This is a genomic window from Streptomyces coryli (genome assembly GCF_011044975.1).
Taxonomy (GTDB): Bacteria; Actinomycetota; Actinomycetes; order Streptomycetales; family Streptomycetaceae; genus Streptomyces; species Streptomyces coryli.
This window is the reverse complement of sequence record NZ_JAAKZV010000078.1, coordinates 1-20022: the sequence shown is the minus strand read 5'-3', so window position 1 is coordinate 20022 and position 20022 is coordinate 1. Positions and strand designations below refer to the sequence as shown.

The 20022-nt window shown below is 72.1% G+C and carries 20 protein-coding genes and 1 pseudogene; 13 read left to right on the top strand and 8 right to left on the bottom strand.

Annotated features, from left to right (window positions below; all coding sequences use genetic code 11):
- The first annotated feature begins 118 nt into the window (after positions 1-118).
- Positions 119-895 carry a MerR family transcriptional regulator gene (locus G5C51_RS18905; RefSeq protein WP_165238871.1) on the top strand — a complete coding sequence of 259 codons (777 nt, stop codon included), beginning with the start codon at positions 119-121 and terminating at the stop codon, positions 893-895.
- A gap of 15 nt (positions 896-910) precedes the next feature.
- Here the strand turns inward: G5C51_RS18905 and kstD are convergent, their stop codons facing one another.
- Positions 911-2710 (bottom strand): 3-oxosteroid 1-dehydrogenase, encoded by a 1800-nt coding sequence (gene kstD / locus G5C51_RS18900; RefSeq protein ID WP_165238869.1) that lies wholly within the window; start codon positions 2708-2710, stop codon positions 911-913.
- 248 nt (positions 2711-2958) lie between these two features.
- A pseudogene (locus G5C51_RS44295) lies at positions 2959-3210 on the bottom strand (AraC family transcriptional regulator); the annotation flags it as partial.
- A 71-nt stretch (positions 3211-3281) separates the two neighbouring features.
- Between G5C51_RS44295 and G5C51_RS18890 the strand changes: the two are divergent.
- From G5C51_RS18890 to G5C51_RS18850, 9 genes are all read left to right on the top strand, one after another.
- Positions 3282-4160 (top strand): alpha/beta fold hydrolase, encoded by an 879-nt coding sequence (locus G5C51_RS18890; protein ID WP_165238867.1) that lies wholly within the window; start codon positions 3282-3284, stop codon positions 4158-4160.
- Positions 4161-4276: 116 nt separating this feature from the next.
- On the top strand, positions 4277-5239 hold the full coding sequence (locus tag G5C51_RS18885; RefSeq protein ID WP_165238865.1) for a cucumopine synthase-related protein: 963 nt from the start codon (positions 4277-4279) through the stop codon (positions 5237-5239).
- 2 nt (positions 5240-5241) lie between these two features.
- Positions 5242-6288: an NAD(P)/FAD-dependent oxidoreductase gene (locus tag G5C51_RS18880; RefSeq protein WP_165238864.1), complete on the top strand. Its 1047-nt coding sequence runs from the start codon at positions 5242-5244 to the stop codon at positions 6286-6288.
- Positions 6289-6310: 22 nt separating this feature from the next.
- Positions 6311-8110: a carbamoyltransferase C-terminal domain-containing protein gene (locus G5C51_RS18875; protein WP_165238862.1), complete on the top strand. Its 1800-nt coding sequence runs from the start codon at positions 6311-6313 to the stop codon at positions 8108-8110.
- Positions 8111-8139: 29 nt separating this feature from the next.
- Entirely contained in the window at positions 8140-8625 is a 486-nt protein-coding gene (locus G5C51_RS43080) for an SRPBCC family protein (RefSeq protein ID WP_165238860.1), read from the top strand.
- A gap of 5 nt (positions 8626-8630) precedes the next feature.
- A complete protein-coding gene (locus G5C51_RS18865; protein WP_420824827.1) occupies positions 8631-9248 on the top strand; it encodes a histidine phosphatase family protein in 618 nt (205 codons plus the stop codon).
- Between the two features lie 302 nt (positions 9249-9550).
- On the top strand, positions 9551-10423 hold the full coding sequence (locus G5C51_RS18860; protein ID WP_338118211.1) for a helix-turn-helix domain-containing protein: 873 nt from the start codon (positions 9551-9553) through the stop codon (positions 10421-10423).
- 144 nt (positions 10424-10567) lie between these two features.
- Entirely contained in the window at positions 10568-11359 is a 792-nt protein-coding gene (locus G5C51_RS18855; RefSeq protein WP_165238858.1) for an alpha/beta fold hydrolase, read from the top strand.
- Between the two features lie 27 nt (positions 11360-11386).
- Positions 11387-11680, top strand: a complete 294-nt coding sequence (locus tag G5C51_RS18850) for a DUF1330 domain-containing protein (protein ID WP_165238856.1) — start codon at positions 11387-11389, stop codon at positions 11678-11680.
- Positions 11681-11692: 12 nt separating this feature from the next.
- On the opposite strand, the gene G5C51_RS18845 is transcribed toward G5C51_RS18850, so the two are convergent.
- On the bottom strand, positions 11693-12328 hold the full coding sequence (locus tag G5C51_RS18845) for a response regulator transcription factor (protein WP_165238854.1): 636 nt from the start codon (positions 12326-12328) through the stop codon (positions 11693-11695).
- The gene (locus G5C51_RS18840; protein WP_338118210.1) at positions 12325-13488 is read right to left on the bottom strand and encodes a sensor histidine kinase; all 1164 of its coding nucleotides are present in this window, start codon (positions 13486-13488) and stop codon (positions 12325-12327) included. The genes G5C51_RS18845 and G5C51_RS18840 overlap by 4 nt, the downstream gene beginning before the upstream one ends.
- Positions 13489-13680: 192 nt before the next feature.
- On the opposite strand from G5C51_RS18840, the gene G5C51_RS18835 reads away from it, so the two are divergent.
- Together G5C51_RS18835 and G5C51_RS18830 are read left to right on the top strand one after the other, a co-directional pair.
- Positions 13681-14091: a hypothetical protein gene (locus G5C51_RS18835; RefSeq protein WP_165238852.1), complete on the top strand. Its 411-nt coding sequence runs from the start codon at positions 13681-13683 to the stop codon at positions 14089-14091.
- A gap of 6 nt (positions 14092-14097) precedes the next feature.
- Positions 14098-14643 carry a hypothetical protein gene (locus tag G5C51_RS18830; RefSeq protein ID WP_165238851.1) on the top strand — a complete coding sequence of 182 codons (546 nt, stop codon included), beginning with the start codon at positions 14098-14100 and terminating at the stop codon, positions 14641-14643.
- A gap of 11 nt (positions 14644-14654) precedes the next feature.
- On the opposite strand, the gene G5C51_RS18825 is transcribed toward G5C51_RS18830, so the two are convergent.
- From G5C51_RS18825 to G5C51_RS18815, 3 genes are all read right to left on the bottom strand, one after another.
- Positions 14655-16646 carry an early set domain-containing protein gene (locus tag G5C51_RS18825; protein WP_165238849.1) on the bottom strand — a complete coding sequence of 664 codons (1992 nt, stop codon included), beginning with the start codon at positions 16644-16646 and terminating at the stop codon, positions 14655-14657.
- A 133-nt stretch (positions 16647-16779) separates the two neighbouring features.
- Positions 16780-17097 carry a DMT family transporter gene (locus G5C51_RS18820; protein ID WP_165238847.1) on the bottom strand — a complete coding sequence of 106 codons (318 nt, stop codon included), beginning with the start codon at positions 17095-17097 and terminating at the stop codon, positions 16780-16782.
- 27 nt (positions 17098-17124) lie between these two features.
- Complete coding sequence (locus G5C51_RS18815) at positions 17125-17880, bottom strand: SDR family NAD(P)-dependent oxidoreductase (RefSeq protein ID WP_165238846.1); 756 nt, start codon at positions 17878-17880, stop codon at positions 17125-17127.
- Between the two features lie 124 nt (positions 17881-18004).
- Between G5C51_RS18815 and G5C51_RS18810 the strand changes: the two genes are divergently transcribed.
- Entirely contained in the window at positions 18005-18607 is a 603-nt protein-coding gene (locus G5C51_RS18810) for a TetR/AcrR family transcriptional regulator (protein WP_165238844.1), read from the top strand.
- A 3-nt stretch (positions 18608-18610) separates the two neighbouring features.
- On the opposite strand, the gene G5C51_RS18805 is transcribed toward G5C51_RS18810, so the two are convergent.
- Complete coding sequence (locus tag G5C51_RS18805) at positions 18611-19906, bottom strand: enolase C-terminal domain-like protein (protein ID WP_338118209.1); 1296 nt, start codon at positions 19904-19906, stop codon at positions 18611-18613.
- Positions 19907-20022: the final 116 nt, after the last annotated feature.

Here is a 20022-nt window from a genome sequence, read left to right as displayed (position 1 = left end):
CTGTTCACAGCGTTGACGTAGGACGAGCCTGCAGGCTTGACCCAAGGTCAAGGTCAAGTCGGCTCGAGGCGCGTCGAGGCGCGTTACGCTCACTGCGATCCGGAGGTGTGCTGGGCTGATGGCGGACGGACTCACGATCGGGCAGGCGGCCGCGTTCGTCGGGGTCACGATCAAGACGGTGCGGCACTATCACCGGCTCGGCCTGGTCGACGAGCCGGAACGCGACGCTTCCGGCTACCGCCGGTACCGGTCGGCCGACCTGTACCGGCTGGTCCAGGTCCGGACCCTGGCCGGGGCCGGCGTGCCGCTGGCCGAGATCGGTGGCCTGCTCGACGCCGGTCCCGAGCGGTTCGCCGCCACCCTGGACGACGTCCACCGCCGGCTCACCGAGAAGATCGCGGAGCTGACCGCACGCCGCGACCGACTGCACCGTCTCGACCACGGCGACCGCGCCATACTGCCCGACCGGGCCTGCGCCGTCCTGGCCCGGCTCGACGACCTCGGCTTCAGCCCCGATTACGTATCCGGGCAGCGGGAAGCTCTGGTACTGACCCGGGCGCTGGTCCCGGAGATCTTCGACAGCTTCCTGGTGCGGCTCGAACACTGGCTGGACGACCCCGAGTTCGTCGAGGCGACCAAGCGCGGCCTGGCGGCGAGGTCCTGGGATCCGGACGACCCGCGGATCGAGGAACTGGCGTCCACGCTGGCCGACAAGCTGCTGGCCGACCGCACGCTGCTGGAGATGCCGGCCGGATTCCAGGACCAGTCCGACGCCTCGTCCCGGTACGGAATGGTCAACCACCACCGGGAGGACCAGGCACCGTCCATCGCCCGGCTGAACACGCTCATCGAGGCGAAGCTGCGCGCGGCCGGGATCGACATCCCGCAGCAGTGAGGGGCGCCTGGGGCTTCATCGCAGGTCTGCGACGTCGTTCGCTGCGATGTACCCGAAGGTCATGGCCGGGCCGATGGTCGAGCCCGCGCCCGCGTAGCTGTGACCCATCACCGCGGCGCTGGCGTTTCCGGCGGCGTAGAGGGCGGGGATCGGCGTGCCGTCGGGGCGCAGGACGCGGGCGCGGGCGTCGGTCAGCAGGCCGCCCTTGGTGCCGAGGTCGCCGGGCACGATCTTCAGGGCGTAGAAGGGGGCGAGCCACAGCGGGGCCAGGCAGGAGTTCGGGGTGATCGCGGGGTCGGTGTAGTAGTGGTCGTACGCGCTGTCGCCGCGCTGGAAGTCCGTGTCCTTTCCGCCCCTGGCCAGGGAGTTGAAGCGGTTGACGGTGGCCTTGAGCGCGGCCGCGGGCACGCCGGTCGCGGTGGCGAGCTGGTCCAGGGTCCAGGCCTTTTTCACGGCCCCGGAGTCGTACCAGGAGCCAGGGAAGGGGAACGTCGGCGTGATGTCCTTGAACAGATACCGGTTGCGGTAGTTCTGGTCGACGATGAGCCACGCGGGGATGTCCGGCGCCGTCGGATTCTTGTCGTACATGACATGGACGACGTCGCTGTAGGGCGCCGCCTCGTTGACGAAGCGGGCCCCGGCCTGATTGATCATCAGGCCGCCGGGCAGGGTGCGTTCGGCCAGGCAGAAGTACGGCTCGCCCGGCGTCGGGATCGCCGGGCCCCACCAGGCGTCGTCCATCAGGGCGAGGGCGGCGCCGGCCCGGGCGCCCGCGCGGATGCCGTCGCCGGTGTTCTCCTTCGCGCCCACGGTCCAGGCGGTGCCGATCGGCTGGCGCTGGTACTGGGCGCGCATGGCCGCGTTGTGCTCGAACCCGCCCGAGCCGACGATCACGCCGCGGCGGGCCCGGACCAGGCCGGCGGCGCCGTTCCGGGTGACGACGACTCCCCGGGCGGCCCCGCCTTCGAAGTGCAGGTCGGTGAGCGGGGTGTTGAGCCACACCGGTACGCCGGCGGCGAGCAGTCCCGCGCGCAGCCCGCCCGCCAGGGACTGCCCCATGGTGAGGGGCTTCTGGCCGAGCAGCGCGGCCTTGGTGCCGCGGGCCAGGCATTCGGTCGCGACCGCCGTGCCCTTGGCGTTCACCGCGGACAGGGCGAGCCACTTGTAGTCGGCGCTGAAGACGACCATGCCGGCCGGGACGGGCAGATAGGGCGGGTTGAGGCGAGCGAGCTCGGCGCCGAGGATGTTCCCGTCGAGCTGGGCCGGTTCGATGGACCGGCCGCCGGGGAGGCCGCCGGGCAGCTCGGGGTAGTAGTCGCTGTAGCCGTCCATCCAGCGGAACCGCAGCGGGCTGTTGGCCATGACGAAGGAGAGCATGCCGGGCCCGTGGTCGAGGAACGCTCGCTGCCGTGCCGCGGGCACCTCGTCGCCCACGACCGCCGCCAGATACGCGGCGGCCTTGGCGGGGGTGTCGGGTACGCCCGCGGCCAGGATGACCGGGTTGTTGGGTATCCAGATCCCGGCGCCGGAGCGGGCCGCCGAGCCGCCGTAGGTGCCCGCCTTCTCGACGATCACGCAGCTCAGCCCGCGCTTGGCCGCGGTGAGCGCGGCGGTCATGCCGGCCGCTCCCGCGCCCACCACCACGACGTCGTACTCGCCGAGGACGGGCAGCTCGGCTCCGGCCGCGACGGTGGGGAGCCCGGCGATGGCGAGGGCGGCGGTGGTGGTGCCGATGACCTGGCGGCGCGAGGGGCGGGCGGTTCCGGGTCTGGATCTGGGTCTCGGAGGGTCTGCTGACGCGGAGTTTTTGGGCATGACGGATCGCTCCTGCGAGTGGCGGGGAAGTACGGCGAAGGGAGCCGATCGCAGCATTTCTGATGCTGCGTCAGGGAATGTTGCGCGAGGGTCTTGGGAAGTCAAGTGCCGCCGAGCGAGCGCCCCGTCAGGCTTCGCCGAAGGTGCGGCGGTACGCGCCGGGCGTGGTGCCGAGGTGGGCGTGGAAGTGGCGGCGCAGGTTGACCGCTGAGGCGAGTCCGACCTGGGCGGCGACCGCCCGCGCCAGGGATGGCGACGATCCGTGCCCCGCGCCGGTGGGCGGCCCGCGGCGCCTCGGTGACGGCCGGTGGCACCGGCGCCCCGCCTCCCTGCCAGCCGGGGACGATCACGGTGTCCGCCTCCCGTAGCGCCGCAAGCCCGTCGTCGACGAGCATCGCGAAGCCGGCAATGGTCCGCAGGGTGCCGGGGCGCTCGGCGCAGGCGAGCTCGAAGGGCGACTGCGGCGGGCTGAGCACGGCCACCCCGCGATGCGGGGTCATGGCAAGAATCTACCCAAGGATGTCTTTCTGGACTCTGGATCGGAGGGCTGCACCCCGGCCACAGTGGTCCCATGACGCACACCACCGACACCACAGTGCTCAGGACCGAAGTCGTGGTCGACGGCGAAGCGGCCAGTTACCTGACCGCGGGGGCGGACGGGCCCGTCGTGCTGATGCTGCACGGCACGTACTGGAGCCGGGTCTGGCTCCCGGTGCTGGGCCGCCTCGCCGGGGCGGGGCTGCGGCCCGTCGCGGTCGATCTCCCCGGACTGGGACGCTCGGGCGGCGAGCTCACCCCGGAGACGGCGACGGTCCCGGCCCTCGCGGACTGGGTCGGGCGATTCGCGTCGGCGCTGGGCATCTCCGGGCCGGTCGCGCTGGCGGGGCACGACATCGGGGGCGCCGTATCCCAGCATCTCCTCGTCCACGGCCAACTGGAGATCTCCCGGCTGGCCCTGGCCAATTCGGTCCTCTACGACTCCTGGCCGGCGCCGCACGTGGCCCGGTTCCGGGACCCGGACCCGGGCCCCGACCCGGCCACGGACGCGACCGAGGGCGTGCTCGCCGCCCGCCGGCAGGCGGTCACCAACGCGCTGGCCGGCGCCGCCACCGAGCCACTCGTCGCGGAGTATCTCGACCCGTGGACCGACCCGCGGGTCCGCCGCTCCTGGCTGGCACTGGCGGGCGCCGCCGACAGCCGCTACACCCTCGACCTCGTGCCCGCGCTGCGGCGCTCCACCATCCCCAAGCTGCTGATCTGGGGCGAGGACGACGCCCACGAAAAGGTCGAGTACGCCGAGCGGTTCGCCGCGGAGATCCCGCACACCACGCTCGTACGCATCCCGGAAGCGGACCACATCCCCACCGAGAACGCCCCCGACCGCATCGCCCGCGCGCTGGCCGGCTTCTTCGGGTCATTGAACATGGTCCAGGGGGGCCAACTTTCGTAGAAAGATACGAACTTGGGGCCCCAGCCCGCTCCCGTTTCATGTCTTTGACGCCTGGCCGCAGGCCGCTCACCGGCGATGTACTCCTCGGGCAAGCCGAACCAACGAACGGGAAAGCCTTGTCTGAGAAGCAGTCTCGCCGTCAGATCGAGATCTCGTGGCCCGACCTCGGTCTCATGGTCACCGCCGACCTTGACGACCGCAACCCGGCGCTGGCCGACGCCCTTTGGGATTCCCTGCCCTACCGGAGCCTTCAGGGACACGCCCTCATCGCGGGGGAACACCTCTACCACGTAGCGCCGATACCCAAGCTGCTGCACACCCCGCACACCACCCGCATCCCCGACCGGCGCGAGGCCCCCGACGGCACCGTGTTCTGCTCCGGCTTGCAGCACCTGGGCATCAAGTACGGCACCCTGACCGAGCCGATGCCCGCCAACCCCGTCGGCCGGATCCGGGAGGCGGACCTGCCCGCGCTGCGGGAGGCCGGAGGCGTCATCTGGGATGCCGTCTACTCCACGAAGAAGCAGATCGTCGCCGAAGTCCGGCGCGCGGGCGAGGCGGGCGGCCATCGCATCCCGGTCCTCGGCGCCACCGACGCGGACGCCAGCAGTCTGATCGCCGACGTCGCCGCCGAGACCGAGAAGATCTGGCTCGCGCCGCCGGTCGAGCTGGACGGCCTCCACCAGGGCATCATCCCCTCGCAGGCGGGCAACTTCGGCACCGTCCTGCCCACCCTGCTGTTCGTCAACGGCGAGACCCGGCCGCTGGGTTACGCCGCCTACGGCGGGCTGGTCCGGGCCGCCGTCCAGGGCATGCCGATGGACTCCCTCGTCCACATGGCGCGGCTGCTGGTCGGTGTCCCCGCCGAGTTCCTCGGCTACTGCGGCCTGGAGCCGCTGTGGGCGTTCACCCAGCGCTTCCTCGATGTCGTCGACCGGCTCGACCGCGACGACTTCTACGCGGTCACCAGCCAACTGGCCCTCTACATCAACTGCCTCGGCGGCTGGAACCTCCAGCTGTACCCGTGGGACACCGGAGACCACCTGCGTCAGCAGCAGGGCGTCAAGGCGGGCGCGTAGCCTTGAGCGTTCTGCCTGCCCGCGCCGACGCCGTCGTCATCGGCGGCGGAGTGATCGGCACCTCCGCCGCGTACCACCTCGCCGAAGCCGGCGTGAACACCGTGCTGCTGGAACGCGGAAGCCTCGGCGGCGGGGCCTCCGCGCACACGGCGGGCATGGTCCGCAGCTACTTCCCCGGCGACCCGGAGACGGGGCGCCGGGCCGTACGCAGCCTGCGGGCCTATCGCGACTTCGCCCGCCACACCGCGGCCCCGCTCGCGCTGAAACAGCTCGGATTCCTGGTGCTGTTCACCGACGAGCAGCAGATCGCCGACTTCGAGGCCGGGCGGCAGGCCCAGCAGGACGCCGGGGTCCAGGTCGGCCTGATCAGCGCCCGCGAGGCGTACGAACTCAACCCGCTGGTCAACGAGCGCGCCGTGCTGGGCGCCGCCTGGTCGCCCGAGGCGTATCACGTGGACGGTCTGGACATCGTGCGCGGCTATGCGGCCGCCGCCCGTAATCACGGCGCCCGCCTGTTCACGCACACCCCCGTCGTACGCATCGACGACGACAACACCGTCCACACGCCGCAGGGCAGCATCGCGGCGGACAGCATCGTGTGCACGGCCGGGCCCTGGTCCGGCGAGGTGGCGGCGATGGCGGCGGTCGAGCTGCCGCTGGCTCCGCACGCGATCGAGATGCTGTTCACCGACGTGCCGCCCGTCCCGCATCCCGATCTGCCGATGACGATGCACGCCGCCTCCGGGCTGCGGATCCGGTCGTGGAAGGACCGCATCCTGCTCGCCATGGGCGCGCCCAAGGCCGGCGAGGTGCGTGAAGCCTGGCTCGGCCGCATCGCCGGTCATCTCGGCACCCTCTTCCCCGCCTTGGACGGCATCGGCCTGCATCGCGCGTGGACCGGCGACTTCGACGCCAGCCCCCGTAACGCCGCCTTCATCGGCGAGCACCCCACCCGACGCTTCCTGTACGCGGCCGGCTTCACCGGCGCGGGCCTGTGCCAGGCGCCCGCGGCCGGGGAGCGGCTCCGCGACCTGCTGATCGTCACGTAGCCCCAGAACAGGAAAGAAAGCCGTGATCGTTCTCGGATGTAATGGTTTCAGCCGGGTGTCGGAGTTCTTCTCCGAACGCCTCGGCGCGACCGGCATCAACAAGCACTACCTCCTGGGCCACGACGCCGCCGCCGCGCTGCTGGTGGACGGCCGCCTGGTCGCCGCGGTGGAGGAAGAGCGGCTCAACCGGGAGAAGAAGACCACCGACTTCCCCGCGAACGCGGTCAACTGGTGCCTGGAGGAAGCCGGGATCACGTACGACGACGTCGACCTGTTCGCCTTTCCCTGGAACTGGTCCGCCGGGACGCTGGACGAGATCCTGGACGGCATCCGCGTAGCGCCGATGCCGCAGCCGGCGAAGACCCGGCTCATGGGCGACATGGTCGACCTGTTCGACGAGGTGGTCAGCCACGAGGCGATGCTCGCGGACTTCGAGGCCCGCACCGGGCACCGGCCGGACCCGGCCAAGGTCCGCTTCGTACCGCATCACCTCGCCCATGCCACCACCGGCTACTACCTCGGCGGCATGAAGGACTCGGCCTTCCTCGTCAGCGACGGCCGCGCCGAGCGCTTCTCGACCCTGACGGGCGAGATACGTGACGGCCGGATCACCGTCTTCGAGGACACCGTCACCGGCGCCCGGTTCTCGATCGGGACGCTGTTCTCCGCCATCACCCGCTTCCTCGGCTTCGTCCCCAACAACGACGAGTACAAGGTGATGGGCCTGGCCGGATACACCGCGCCGCCGGCCCCGAACCCGTTCGTCGAGCGCCTGCTGGTGCTGCACGACGACGGCCGCTACACCTTCACCAGGCCGCTGCAGACGGACCATCTGCACAGCCACGACGCCCTGTTCGAGGAGTACTTCGGGCCCTTCGAGGACACCCTCGAGTACAAGGCCCGGGTGGCCGCCGCGGCCCAGCAGATGCTGAATGCCGCCACCGCCCACCAGGTGCGCCATCTGGAGAAGCGGACGGATCTCGACCGGCTGCTGTTCGAGGGCGGCGTCGCCCTGAACTGCCTCAACAACACCCCGCTGTTCGAGGGCTCCCGCTTTACGGACATGCAGGTCAGCTTCGGCGCCTCCGACACCGGCATCACCATCGGGGCCGCGGCCCACGCCTGGCTCAACGATCCCGGCACAGGACCCGCGGACATCCACGCCGCCGCCGCGCCCGTCTCCCCGTATCTGGGACCGGCCTACGACGAGGCAGCGATCGAGGAAGCCCTCGCCGCCTTCGCCGGCCGCGTCACCGTCACGCGCCTGGACGACGACGAGGTCGTCGAGCAGGTGGCGAAGCTGCTCACGGAGAAGGTCGTCATCGGCTGGTTCGAAGGGCGCATCGAGCACGGGCCGCGCGCGCTGGGCCATCGCAGCATCCTCGCCAACCCCGGCTTCAGCGACATCAAGGACATCATCAACACCCGGGTCAAGCACCGCGAGCCGTTCCGCCCGTTCGCTCCGCTGGTCCTGGAGGAGCGGGCGCCGGAGATCTTCGAGATGGGGCGCAAGACCAGCTCCCCGTACATGACGTTCGTCTTCCCTGTACGCGACGCATACCGGGACCGCATCCCCGGCGCCGTACACGTGGACGGCACCTCCCGCATCCAGACGCTGACCGACGAGGGCACCCCGCGGCTTACGGCCCTGCTGCGGAGGTTCACCGAACTGACCGGCACCCCGTGCCTGATCAACACCTCGTTCAACGTCGCCGGCGAACCGATCGTCTGCACTCCCGCCGACGCCCTGAACTGCTTCCTGGGCACCGAGATCGACTACCTGATCCTCGGCAACCACCTCGTCGCCAAGAGCGCCTCCTAGAAAAGCGCGTTCCAGAAGAAGGAGCACCCGTGCCGATCCAGCGCAAGCACACCATGTACCACTCGACCATCCTCGACGCCGACCCGGACACCGTGTGGGCGACCATCCGCGACGCCATGAAGATCCTGGAGATCGTGTCCCCCGGCGACCTCGACGTCCACCGGGACACCAGCTGGGTCGACGGCGGCTCGGTCGAAACGGTCCCGGCGCGCTACGACTTCAAGCTCACGCTCAGCGGCAAGGTCGTCCAGCAGGAGATCGCCGCCCGCGACGAGATCAACAGGACCCAGTCCTACCGGGCCGTCGCGCCCACCAGCGGCGTCGCCAGCTACGAGGCCACCATCCGGGTCTTCCCCATCACCAACGACCCGGCCCGCAGCTTCTTCGACTGGTCCCGGACCCTGGAGATCGCCGAGGACGCCGACCTGACCGTGGTCGAGGGCATCGTCGCCATCATGGAGAAGCAGACCGACGCCGTACGCGACCACTTCGCGCAGCCCGCGACCGCGCGGTGAGCGACGTGACGACCCTCGTCCTGCTGCGGCACGGCGAAACCCTGCTCACCCCCGAGCGGCGGCTCTCCGGCAGCGGCGGAACCAACCCGGGCCTCTCCCCGGCCGGCCGCCGCCAGGCCGCGGCGACGGCGGACGCCCTCGCCCGCCGCGGCGGCATCGACGCGGTCGTCACGTCACCGATGCGGCGCTGCCGCGAGACCGCTCAGGCCGTGGCCACGCGCCTCGGCCTGAGCCTCCAGGTCGAACGGGACCTGCGGGAAGCGGACTTCGGCACCTGGGAAGGCCTGACCTTCGCCGAAGTCCGCGCCCGGTACCCGGACGACCTGGACGCATGGCTCGCCTCGCCCGAGATGCCACCCTCGGGCGCAGGCGAGACCATGCGGCAGGTGGCCGGCCGGGTCACCGCCGTCCGGGACGGGTTGACGGTCCGGTATGCGGGGGCCACGGTGCTGGTCGTCTCCCACGTCGGACCGCTCAGAACGCTGATCCGCCTCGCCCTGCAGGCACCGCCGCACAGCCTGTTCCGCATAGAGGTCGCGGCGGCTTCCCTGTCGACGGTCACGTACGAGAAGGACGGCACCGCCACGGTGCGGGCCCTGAACGACACCCATCACTTGAACTGACCTGTCGACCGGAAGTTCGAAGATGCGCGGGTGCAGGTGACTTGTGGCGATTGTCCGTGTGCCGTCGGCGGTGGGGTCGTTGAAGGGGGCATGGAGCATGTGACTCAGCAGACAGGTGCGGGACGGGAGCCGGCGGTGTCGGAGGCGCCGGCCGCGGCGACCGGCAGGTATTGGCTGGAGGCGGAGTCGCCGGTGTATGCCCGGCTGATGCAGCAGTGGCGCGAGCAGGGCCGGGAGACACCGAGGGGGCGGCCCGCGGGAGGTGAGCAAGACCGCTGATCGCGTTGCTAGGGTCGCTGCGCGTGGACGTGCGTGGTGAGCTGAGTGAGTTTCTGAAGTCGCGGCGGGCCCGGCTGCGGCCCGAGGATGTCGGGCTGCCGCGGTATGCCGGGCAGCGGCGGGTACCGGGGCTGCGGCGGGAGGAGCTGTCGCTGCTGGCCGGGGTCAGCGTGGCGCATTACACGCGGCTGGAGCAGGGGCACACCGAGAATGTCTCCGCCGATGTCCTCGACGCGATCGCGCGGACCCTGCGGCTCGATGACGACGAGCGGGCCTATCTGCACCGGCTTGCCCACGCCGCCGCGGGCTCCCGGCCCTCGCGTCCGGCGGCAGCGGCGGCCGCCATCCGGCTCCGGCCGGGGCTGCAGCGGATGCTGGACTCCCTGGACCGGACGCCGGTGTTCGTCCTGGGCCACCACACCGACATCGTCGCCTGGAACCGGGCCGCCGCGGCCCTGCTCGATCTCGCCGCCGTGCCGGCGGGCCGGCGCACCTGGTCGCACCAGGTCTTCCTGAGCGCGGACTTCAAGGGCATGCTCGGCGACGGCTGGGCCGAGTTCGCCCGGGCGCACGTCTCGTATCTGCGGGTGCTGCTGGCCCGTAATCCCGGCGACGCCCGGCTGCAGGCGCACATCGCGGCCATGCGGACCGCGAGCGCCGACTTCCGGCAGGTGTGGGGCGAGCAGAGCGTGTCGACCTGGAGCGGCCGGGATTACGTGTTCACGCACCCCGTGGTCGGCCGGCTCGAGCTCAGCGGGGAGACCATGCTGCTGCCCGCCGACGCGGAGCTGAGCGAGCTGGAGCTCCTCGTCGCCGAGCCGGGCTCGCCGTCCGCGGCCGGGCTGCACCGGCTGATCGCGGAGAGCGACCGCAAGGCGAGTGCCGAGCTCGGCTGAAGCGCCGCGCACCTGCCGCCGCGAGCCTGCTCAATCGATGCGTACGCAGGGCCGGGAACTGGTTGCTGATCAGGTCCCGCTCCAGGGTGGACAGTGCCCCGCCGGACCGGCCGGCGGGACACCGATAAGCCCGAGGAGTCAGCCATGCCCTTCGTTTCCACGGACACCGGCCAGGTCCACTACGAGATCGACGGCGACGGGCCCGGCCTGGTGCTGGTGCACGGCGTCGGCGGCGACGCCCAGAAGGTCTTCGGCAATGTCGTGGACCAGTTCAGCGGCGAGCACACGGTGGTGCGGCCGAACCTCAGCGGCAGCGGCCGCACCACCGACGACGGCGCGGAGCTGAGCCTTCCGGCGCTGGTCGGGCAGGTCGAGGCGGCCACCCGCGCGGCCGTTACGGGCCCCGTGGACCTGTTCGGCTTCTCGCTCGGCGCGGCGGTCGCGGCCGCCACCGCGGCCACGCACCCCGGCCTGGTGCGCCGGCTCATCCTGCTCGGCGGCGTCGCCGACATGACCGGGCCCCGGGCCGGGCTCGGCTTCGGTCTCTGGCGCGATCTGGCCGCCACGGACTTCGAGCTGTTCAAGCGCTTCGCGGCGCTCCAGGGCTTCTCCCCCGCGGTGCTGGACGGGTTCGGCCACGACGGTCTCGCCTGGTCGCTGAAGACGGACACCTGGCCGCCCGGCACCCGCCGCCAGATCGACCTGGCCGCCCGTATCGACATCCGCGAGCTGCTGCCGGCGATCCAGGTCCCGACGCTGGTGATCGGGCTCGGCGCCGACCAGATCGCCCCCATCGAGCAGTCTCACCTGCTGCACTCCGCCATCCCCGGCAGCCGGCTGGCCGAGATCGACGGCGCCGGCCACCTGGACTGGCTCACCGACCCGACCCCCGTCGTCAAGCTCGTCCAGGACTTCCTCACCACCGACCCGGCCTGAGCCCGGCCATCACGAAAGGACCAACCCATGCCTGCCTACGCCCTGTTCGACAACGTCGAGGTCACCGACGCCGAGGCCCTCGCCGCCTACGCGGCCGGCGTCGCCGAGGTCGTCGACCGATACGGCGGTCGCTACCTCTCGGTCGGCGGCAAGGTCGACACCGTCGAGGGCGAGCCCATCGTCGGCTATCCGGTGCTCATAGAATTCCCCGACCTCGCCACCGCCCACCGCTGGTACGACTCCCCCGACTACCGCGACTGGAAGAAGCTGCGCCACTCCGCCTCCAGGGCCAACGCCGTCTTCTTCGGGACGGACGACTGACCTGCCGGCCCGTCAGATCCAGCCCTCCTCCCACGCGCGATGGGCCGCCGCGTGGCGGGTGGTGACGCCGAGTTTGGACATGGCGGCGGAGAGGTAGTTGCGGACGGTGCCCGGGGCCAGGTGGACGCGGTCGGCGATCTGCGCCACCGAGGCGCCGGTGCGGGCCGCGCGGAGGACCTCCACCTCCCGGTCGGTGAGCGGGCAGGCGCCTTCGGTGAGGGCGGAGGCGGCGATGTCGGGGTCGACATAGCGGCGGCCGGCCGCGACATCGCGGATGATCTCGGCGAGGCGGGCGGCGGGCGTGGTCTTGGGTACGAAGCCGCTCACGCCCGCCGCCAGGGCACGCCGCAGCACCCCGGGCCGGGCGTGCCGGGTCACCAGCACCACCTTGATCCCGGGCGCCTCGGCCCGTATCCGCGCCGCCGCCTCCAGCCCGTCGGCCGGGGGCATCTCCAGGTCCAGTACGGCGATGTCCGGCCGGTGTTCGCGGGCCAGCCGCACCGCGTCGGTGGAGGTCGCGGCCTCGGCGGTGACGGTGAGGTCCGGCTCCAGTTCGAGCAGGGCGGACAGGGCGTCGCGCAGCAGGTCCTCGTCGTCGGCGAGGAGCAGCCGGATCACCGGTGCGGCGGTCCCGTCCACGGGCGTCATCCGCGCACCTCCCCGACCGGCAGCGTCGCCGTCACCGCGAAGGTGCCGTCCGCGTGCTCCCACGCCAGGTCGCCGCCGGCCGCCTCCAGGCGCTGCGCCAGGCCGGCGAGGCCGGTGCCGTCGCCGCCGGGCGGCGGGGCACCGTCGTTGGAGATACGGAGCCGGGCCCGCCCGTCCTCGTAACCGAAGCCGATCTCCGCCTCCACCGCCTGGCTGTGCCGCAGCATGTTGGTGGTGGCCTCGCGCATCACCAGCCCGAGGAGGTGCCGGGCGGGCTCGCGGAGGCGGTCGGTGGCGGGGGCCAGGCGCATGCGGGCGTCGATGCCGGCGGCGGCGAGCACCCGCGTGGCGTTGCGGATCTCCGCGTCCAGCGTGGTGCGGCGATAGCCCTGCACCACCGCCCGGGTGTCGGTGAGCGCGTCCGTGGCCAGCCGCTGCACCTCCTTCATCTCCGCGGCGGCCCGGTCCGGCTGGGCCACCGCGAGCCGCGCCGCGAGCTCGCTCTTGAGGGCGATCACCTGCAGGTGGTGCCCCTGGATGTCGTGCAAGTCGGCGGCAAACCGCAGGCGTTCGTCCTTCACCGCCAGCTCGGCGGCCAGCGCGCGGGCCGCGTTCAGGCGGCCGGCGACCTCCCAGGACCACAGCATGCCGAGCGTCACCCACGCGACGAAGACGACCATCCCGGCCGGAAAGCCGGCCGCGTACGCCACCCCGTCCCCCGTCGCCGCCCCCACGGTCCCGCCGAGCGCGGCCGACCCGACGACCGCGGCGCCGATCAGCCACCAGCGGCGCCGGGCGGGCAGGTAGGTCGCCGCGACCGCCACCATCGTCGCGGGCGGCAGCACCCACAGCCCGTAATCGCGCTCGGCCAGCACCACCGCACCGAGCACGGCCGCCGCCGTCCACCCGGCGACCGACCAACCCACCGGCAGCCGGGTCGAGTCGAGCCGCCGGCTCAGCAGCACGGCGACCGCGGCGACGGCGACGGCCAGCGCGGGCGCGGCGACGCCGCGGGCGAGGACCGGCACGTCGGGGTCGAGCAGCCAGGGGAAGGTGAAGAGGGCCAGCGAGAGGGTGACGGTGACCTCGAGGCTCCACCACGTGTAGCGGCGGAAGCCCGAAAGGCCCGCCGCCCCCGGTTCCACCCCCTGGGCCTGCACCGGGTCATTGTCGCAGCAACGGCGCCGCACAGACCGGTACTTGCGCGCGACCTGCGCGGATGACAGATGTCACGGATTCCCGTGACACCGCCACGCCCGGCGATGCACATCCGGCACTACGGCGGCCGCCGTGCGGCCACGAGCCTTGGGATACGGCGATACCCCGCCCCCGTATCCGAAGGAGCGAACCTCATGAACGCGACCGCCAAGCACCCCGCCCGCATCGGCAGGCACTTCCTGCGCCACTACGCCGAGATGCTCGTCGCCATGCTCGCCGGCATGCTGGTCCTCATCCCGCTGCTGCGCGGCCTAGCGTCGGTCACCGGCCTGCCGTACGAACCATCGGCGCATCCCGAACTCGCCGTCCTGGAGATGGCCTTCACCATGTCAGCGGGCATGGTGCTGTGGATGCGCCACCGCCGGCACGGCTGGCCGGCCACGCTGGAGATGACGGCCGCGATGTTCGCCCCGGCGCTCGCGCTTCTCCCGCTGCTGTGGCTGGGCGCCATCTCCGGGGACGCGCTGATGCTGCTGGAGCACGTCGTGATGCTCCCGCTGATGTTCGTCCTCATGCTGCGCCGCCGCTCCGAGTACGGAGGCTGAGCCGCCATGACCGCTCTCCTCCACGTGCTCCGCCGCTGGCCCACCGCCCTGGCCGTGGGCATGGCCGCCGCGACCTTCGGCGGCACCGACCTGCAAGCCAAGACGGCGGGCTACGGCGAGGCGCTGCTGATCCTGCCGCTGCTCTATCTGACCGCCGCCCGGCTCCACAACCCCCGGGCGGCCTGGCCGATCCTCGCCGTCTCCCTCGCGGCCGTCGTGGGCCTGGGCTTCGCCGAAGTACCCGCGCCGGCCGCCGTGTTCGCCGCCCTCGCCCTGGCCGTCCTGGTCTGGGGCGCCGTACGCGGCGAGCTGAACCGCCGCGACGAGTTCGGGCTGCAGGCGCTCGGCATGGTCGCCTTCGGCGCCCTCGCCCTCACCGGCCTCGTCATCGACGCCGAGGCCGGCCGGTACGTGGTCGCCGCCGGCTGGCTCCTGCACGGCGTCTGGGACTTCGTCCACCTGTACCGGGACCGGGTGGTGGTCCGGTCGTACGCGGAGTGGTGCGGGGTGATCGACATCCTGGTCGCCGTGGAGCTCGTCTTCCTGCTGTGAGCGCCGCCGCTTCAGGCCTCCGCGGTGAAGGAGTAGGAGACCGCGAACGGCCCGTGCCCGTACGACACCGTGACCTTGTCTCCGCCACGTGCCCGCAGCTCACCCAGATCGAGCGTCGCGCGGAACGTCCTGGCGTTCTGCCCGGTCTGGGTGACGGTCAGGGGCGTGGCGGCGCCGTCGCCCACCCGCACCTCGACCGTGCCGCGGTCGACGGCGCCGGCGTCCAGGTTCAGCGGTGCCGCCAGCTCCACGGTGACCTTCGCGTCGCGGGCCACCGTACGGGCGGCGCCGCCGTCGCGGGTGCGCACCCCGATACGGGTCTGGTCGGCGGCGCGCCAGGCGAGGGAGGCGTTCCAGGCGCTGTTGAACGCCACCCAGCCCTCGGTGTGGCCGATGTTCCCCTGGTCCGGGTTGAAGGGGTAGTGGCCGTTCTTCGGGCTGCCGTCGAGGACGCCGGGCAGGTCCTCCAGCAGGCCCGCGCCGCCCTTGTATTCGGAGAACCAGCCGCGCTCCACGCCCTCGAAGCCGGCTGTGGCACTGGGGGCGTCGAAGGAGGCGTGCCGGCCGGTGGGGTTGCGGCCGAAGATGTTGTCGACATGTGCCGCGGCGAGCTCGCGGAGCCGGCCGGACAGCGGGTCGTCGCCGAGCAGCCGGGCCGCGGCGAGCGCCGGGGCGGCGAAGCCGGCGACATTGCCGGTCTCGTTGGGGTCGTCGGCGCCGCCACCGGTGAAGGCGGGGATCGTCCAGCGGTCGTCGGAGTAGCGGCGGAAGTCCCAGAGATTGTCGGAGCGTTGGGTCATGGTCCGCGCCCAGTCGCGGACGAAGCCCTCGATTCCCTCGGGCGCCTGGTCCGGATACGTCTCGGCGAACTGCACCAGACCGGTGATCAGCACATGCTCGCTCATCCGCTGGCCCTTGGTGGTCCGCGGGTCGTCGAGGTCGAGGTTGCCGATCAGCCAGGCGGCCTGGTCCTGCGCGGCGCGCAGATAGCGCGGCGCGTCGGCGCGGCCCTCGCGCTTGGCGACCTCGTACATCATCAGGTTCGGCCACACCGAGTGGCCCGGTGCGAGTTCGCCCTTTCCGGTGCCGACCTCGGTGTACGTCTGGAACAGATCCCCGGTGTGCGGGGTGAAGGCCTGCCAGTAGTAGCGGTCGCGCTCCGGGCCGCCCCAGGTGGCGAAGAGGTGGTCGCGGGCGCGCTCGTAGACATCGGCCGGGATGTAATCGTCGAGCTGCGGATAGGCGTAGACGAAGGCCGCGAGCTGCTCCTTGAGCTGGGGGTCGTTGACCTCGGCCTCGAGCAGCAGCTCGACGCCCCAGTGGATGAGCCGCACGATCTCCGGGGTGTCCTCGGGGAGCGTGACCGGCAGCCCCTTGTAGACCGCGCCGTCCACCTTGATCTGCTCGAAGGCGCTCGGGTTCGCCAGATACAGGTCGACGAGCGTCTGGATCTCCTTCGAGTAGTGCGCCCCGTCCCGCCAGGTCACCGCCTTCATGCACTCGCGATGCCCGTATTCGTCGCTGACCAGGCCAGGACCCTCCGCCTTGCGCGTGAAGTCGCCGAAGTAGCAGCGGCTGCCCGACATGAACTCGATCGCCCGGCGATAGGACACCCGGTCGATCCAGTACGCCCCGATGCCGAACGGCACCGAAGCCCCCTCCCCGGCCTGGCCCTTGACGGTGACGGTGAAGTCCCCGCTGTCGCGCGGATCGAAGGCCGTGAAGTCCCCCACGCCGCCGGTGACCTTGCCCCGGTACCTGACCTTCCCGGCCGCGTCGCTGACCGTGAAGACCGCGCCGTCCTCGGCCCGCGGCGCGCTGAACCGCTTCGGCTCACCGAGCCCGAACCCGCTCTGATTCAGCAGCACCGGCTGCGCGGCCCGCGGATCGCCGGGAGCAGCCACAGCGCTGACGGCGGCCGGATCCGCCGTCGCCGCGACCGCGGTCCCCGGGACGGCCCCCAGGCAGAGCGCACCGATGACGATGAGTGCCCGGACCTTCATACGTGCCTCCAACTCGCTGACGCGCAACGGAATTTCACGATGCGCATGCTTCAAGCACATTGTGCATACGTCAACCCCTGCTGCAGGCGAAAGTGAAACTGGTGCTTCTACGTATGAGCACGGGCCCGCGACCTCACCCCTCCACCACCTTCAATCCGATCACCCCGGCCAGGATCAGCCCGAGGCAGGCCAGCCGCGCCGGCGACGCGCTCTCCCCCAGGGCCACGATCCCGGCGACCGCGACGCCGAGCGCGCCGAGGCCGACCCACACGGCGTACGCGGTGCCGACCGGCAACTGCCGCAGCGCCACGGTCAGGACGACGACGCTGAGCAGGCACACCGGCACGCCGATCAGCGTGGGCAGCAGCCGGGTGAAGCCCTCCGACTGCTTGAGCGCGCTCGCCCACACCAGCTCCAGCAGCGCGGCGACCACGAGCAGGACCCAGGGCATGGAGACTCCTTTCCGCCATAAGGCGACTCAGGCGGTGACGCCGCCGTCGACGGTGATCGTCGTGCCGGTGATGTACGCCCCGCCGGGCCCGGCCAGATACCCGACAGCGGCCGCGATCTCCTCCGGCCGCGCGTACCGCCCGAGCGCGGTGAACTCCCGCTCGGCGGCGGCCTCCGGGGCGTCCGCCGGGTTCATCTCGGTGTCGGTGGAGCCGGGCTGGACGAGCACGGCGGTGATCCCGCGCGGCCCGAGGTCGCGGGCCAGGCCCTTGGTGAGGCCGACCAGCGCGGACTTGCTCATCGAGTAGAGCGTCCAGCCGGGATACGGCACCCGCTCGGCGAGGCTGCTGCCGATGGTGATGATCCGCCCGCCGGCGCCCAGGTGCCGGGCGGCGGCCTGCGCGGTGAGGAAGGCGGCACGGGCGTGCACGGCGAGCGCGAGGTCGACCTCGTCCGCGGTCACCTCCGCCAGCGGGCCGTACGGACCGATGCCGGCGTTGCCGACGAGGACGTCCAGCCGGCCGAGCCGCCGCGCCGCCGTGTCCACCGCCTCGCGGATCGCGTCCGCGTCCGCGGCGTCGGCGCGGAGCGCGAGCCCGCGGCGGCCGGCGCCCTCGATGTCGCGGACCACCTCGGCGGCGCGGTCGGCGGAGCGGGCGTAGGTGAGGGCCACGTCGGCGCCCTGTTCGGCGAGGCGCCGGGCGATGGCGGCGCCGATGCCGCGGCTGCCGCCGGTGACGAGGGCGGCCTTGCCGGTGAGGTCGACGGGGGTGTCTGCGTGCATGGCTGTGCTCCCGGGGTCGTGTGCCGAACGCGGTCGAGGCAGTAAACGGAGAATCCTCCGCTTACCTTGTCGCCCAGCATAACCGGAGAGCTCTCCGCTTCATTCCGTCGCCTATCCTTCGGCCATGCCCCGCAAGACCCTCCCGGTGGCGGACGGCGGCCAGGCGCCGGAGCGCGCCGACGCCGCCGAGAACCGCCGCAAGATCCTCGCGGCCGCCGCCGAGCTGATCGAGGCACGCGGCGTCGAGGCGCTGTCCATGGACGAGGTCGCCCGCGCCGCGGGCGTCGGCGTCGGCACCGTCTACCGCCGCTTCGGCGACCGCGCCACGCTCGTGTACGCCGTGGTGGACGCCCGCGAACGGGACTTCCAGGCCGCCTTCCTCGGCGGCCCCGCACCGCTCGGGCCCGGCGCGGAGCCGCGGGCCCGGATCCGGGCGTTCCTGCACGCGCTCGTGGACCGCACCGAGGAGCAGCTGGAGCTGCTGCTGATGGCGGAGATGGACTCCGCGGACGCGCGCTTCAAGGAGGGCTCGTACGCCCTCTACCAGCAGCACCTCACCCTGCTGCTGTCCGAGGTGCGCCCGGACGCCGACGCCGCCTATCTCTCCGACGCCCTGTTGGCGCCGCTGGCCGCCAACCTCTACCGCTACCAGCGCCGGACCCGCGGCATGAGCGTGGCCCGTATCAAGAAGGGCTACGACGACCTGCTGGCGCAAGTCACAGGCTGACCGTTACGGCGCCTCCAGCCCGCCGTCGGGCTTGCGCACCTGCGCGGCCCAGCGCTCGAACAGCTGGTACGTCGGCGGGAACCCGGCCGCCGCCCGCTCGTCGAGGTCCACTCCCCAGCCGGGCTGGTCGCTGGGATGCAGATAGCCGCTGGAGACCACCGGCGTGCCGGGGAAGACCTCGTGCGTCGCGTCGTTGTACTCGTGCGACTCCTGGTATCCGAAGGCCGGGGTGGAGATGTCGACCGCGAGGTTGGCGGCCACCCCGACCGGCGTGATGTCGCCCGGCGAGTGGAACGCGGTGCGGACGCCGGAGAGTTCGGCCATCGCCACGACCTTCCGGGTGGGCGTCAGGCCGCCGATCGCCGACGTGTGCAGGCGGAGCAGGTCGACGGCGCCGGTGCGGATCAGCCGGGCGGCGCCCGTCACCGACCCGACCTGCTCGCCGACCGCGATCGGCACCGGCGACGCCGCGCGCACCTCGGGCAGCCGGTCGTAGAACTCCGGCGCGATCACATCCTCCAGGAACGCCAGGTGATACGGCTCCAGCGCCCGCGCCAGCACGATCGCCTGCTTCGGTGTCAGGCGGCTGTGCACGTCGTGCATCAGATTGACGCTGTCGCCCAGCCGCTCCCGCGCCGCCTCGAACAGCCGCGGCACCGTGCGCAGATACTCCTCCGGATCCCAGCCGTCGGGGTGCGGCGTGCCCGGGTAGCCGTTCCGCGTGCCGGGGGCGCCGTACGTGCCCAGGCCCTTGCCGCCGACCTGGAGGCGGATGTTGCGGTAGCCGGCGGCGATCTGCTGCTCGGCCTGCGCCAGGGTGGCGTCGATGGACGGCCCCGAGGCGTGGGTGTAGACCTCGACGCCGGCGCGGCTGCGGCCGCCGAGCAGCTCGTGCACCGGCATCCCGGCCCGCTTGCCCGCGATGTCCCACAGCGCCTGGTCGAGCCCGGACAGCGCGTTGTTCAGCACCGGCCCGCCGCGCCAGTACGAGGAGTAGTGCACCAGGCGGGTGAGGTCCTCGATGTCGGCCGGATGCCGTCCGATCGCGAGCGGCGCGACATGCTCGGTCACCGCCGCCACGACCGCGGCGAACCGCTGGGTGAAGGTCGCGCAGCCCAGTCCGTAGAGGCCGTCCTCCGACGTGTCGACCCTGACCACGACGAGCGGTATGCCCTCGGGCGCCGTCACGATGGCCCGGACCGCGGTGATCCGCAGCCGGTCGCGGCCGGTCCACGGCGGCGCGGCCTCGGGCAGTCCGCCCGCGGCGTCGAGCAGCTGGTGGGGGTCGTGCGCGGTCACTCGTTCTCCTGGGAGTCGGTGGTACGGGCGTAGGCGCGAAGGGAGATGACGTGGGCTCGCGGCGCGCCATTGGTGGCGTGCGCCCGGAGGCGGAGGTGGGTGAGCGGGGTGGGCTC

Bases quoted from the DNA above. Each gene is read 5' to 3' on its own strand.
- G5C51_RS18905 (WP_165238871.1), top strand. From the start codon at position 119: ATGGCGGACGGACTCACGATCGGGCAGGCGGCCGCGTTCGTCGGGGTC.
- kstD (WP_165238869.1), bottom strand. From the start codon at position 2,710: ATGCCCAAAAACTCCGCGTCAGCAGACCCTCCGAGACCCAGATCCAGA.
- G5C51_RS18890 (WP_165238867.1), top strand. From the start codon at position 3,282: ATGACGCACACCACCGACACCACAGTGCTCAGGACCGAAGTCGTGGTC.
- G5C51_RS18855 (WP_165238858.1), top strand. From the start codon at position 10,568: ATGCCCTTCGTTTCCACGGACACCGGCCAGGTCCACTACGAGATCGAC.
- G5C51_RS18850 (WP_165238856.1), top strand. From the start codon at position 11,387: ATGCCTGCCTACGCCCTGTTCGACAACGTCGAGGTCACCGACGCCGAG.
- G5C51_RS18845 (WP_165238854.1), bottom strand. From the start codon at position 12,328: ATGACGCCCGTGGACGGGACCGCCGCACCGGTGATCCGGCTGCTCCTC.
- G5C51_RS18835 (WP_165238852.1), top strand. From the start codon at position 13,681: ATGAACGCGACCGCCAAGCACCCCGCCCGCATCGGCAGGCACTTCCTG.
- G5C51_RS18830 (WP_165238851.1), top strand. From the start codon at position 14,098: ATGACCGCTCTCCTCCACGTGCTCCGCCGCTGGCCCACCGCCCTGGCC.
- G5C51_RS18825 (WP_165238849.1), bottom strand. From the start codon at position 16,646: ATGAAGGTCCGGGCACTCATCGTCATCGGTGCGCTCTGCCTGGGGGCC.
- G5C51_RS18820 (WP_165238847.1), bottom strand. From the start codon at position 17,097: ATGCCCTGGGTCCTGCTCGTGGTCGCCGCGCTGCTGGAGCTGGTGTGG.
- G5C51_RS18815 (WP_165238846.1), bottom strand. From the start codon at position 17,880: ATGCACGCAGACACCCCCGTCGACCTCACCGGCAAGGCCGCCCTCGTC.
- G5C51_RS18810 (WP_165238844.1), top strand. From the start codon at position 18,005: ATGCCCCGCAAGACCCTCCCGGTGGCGGACGGCGGCCAGGCGCCGGAG.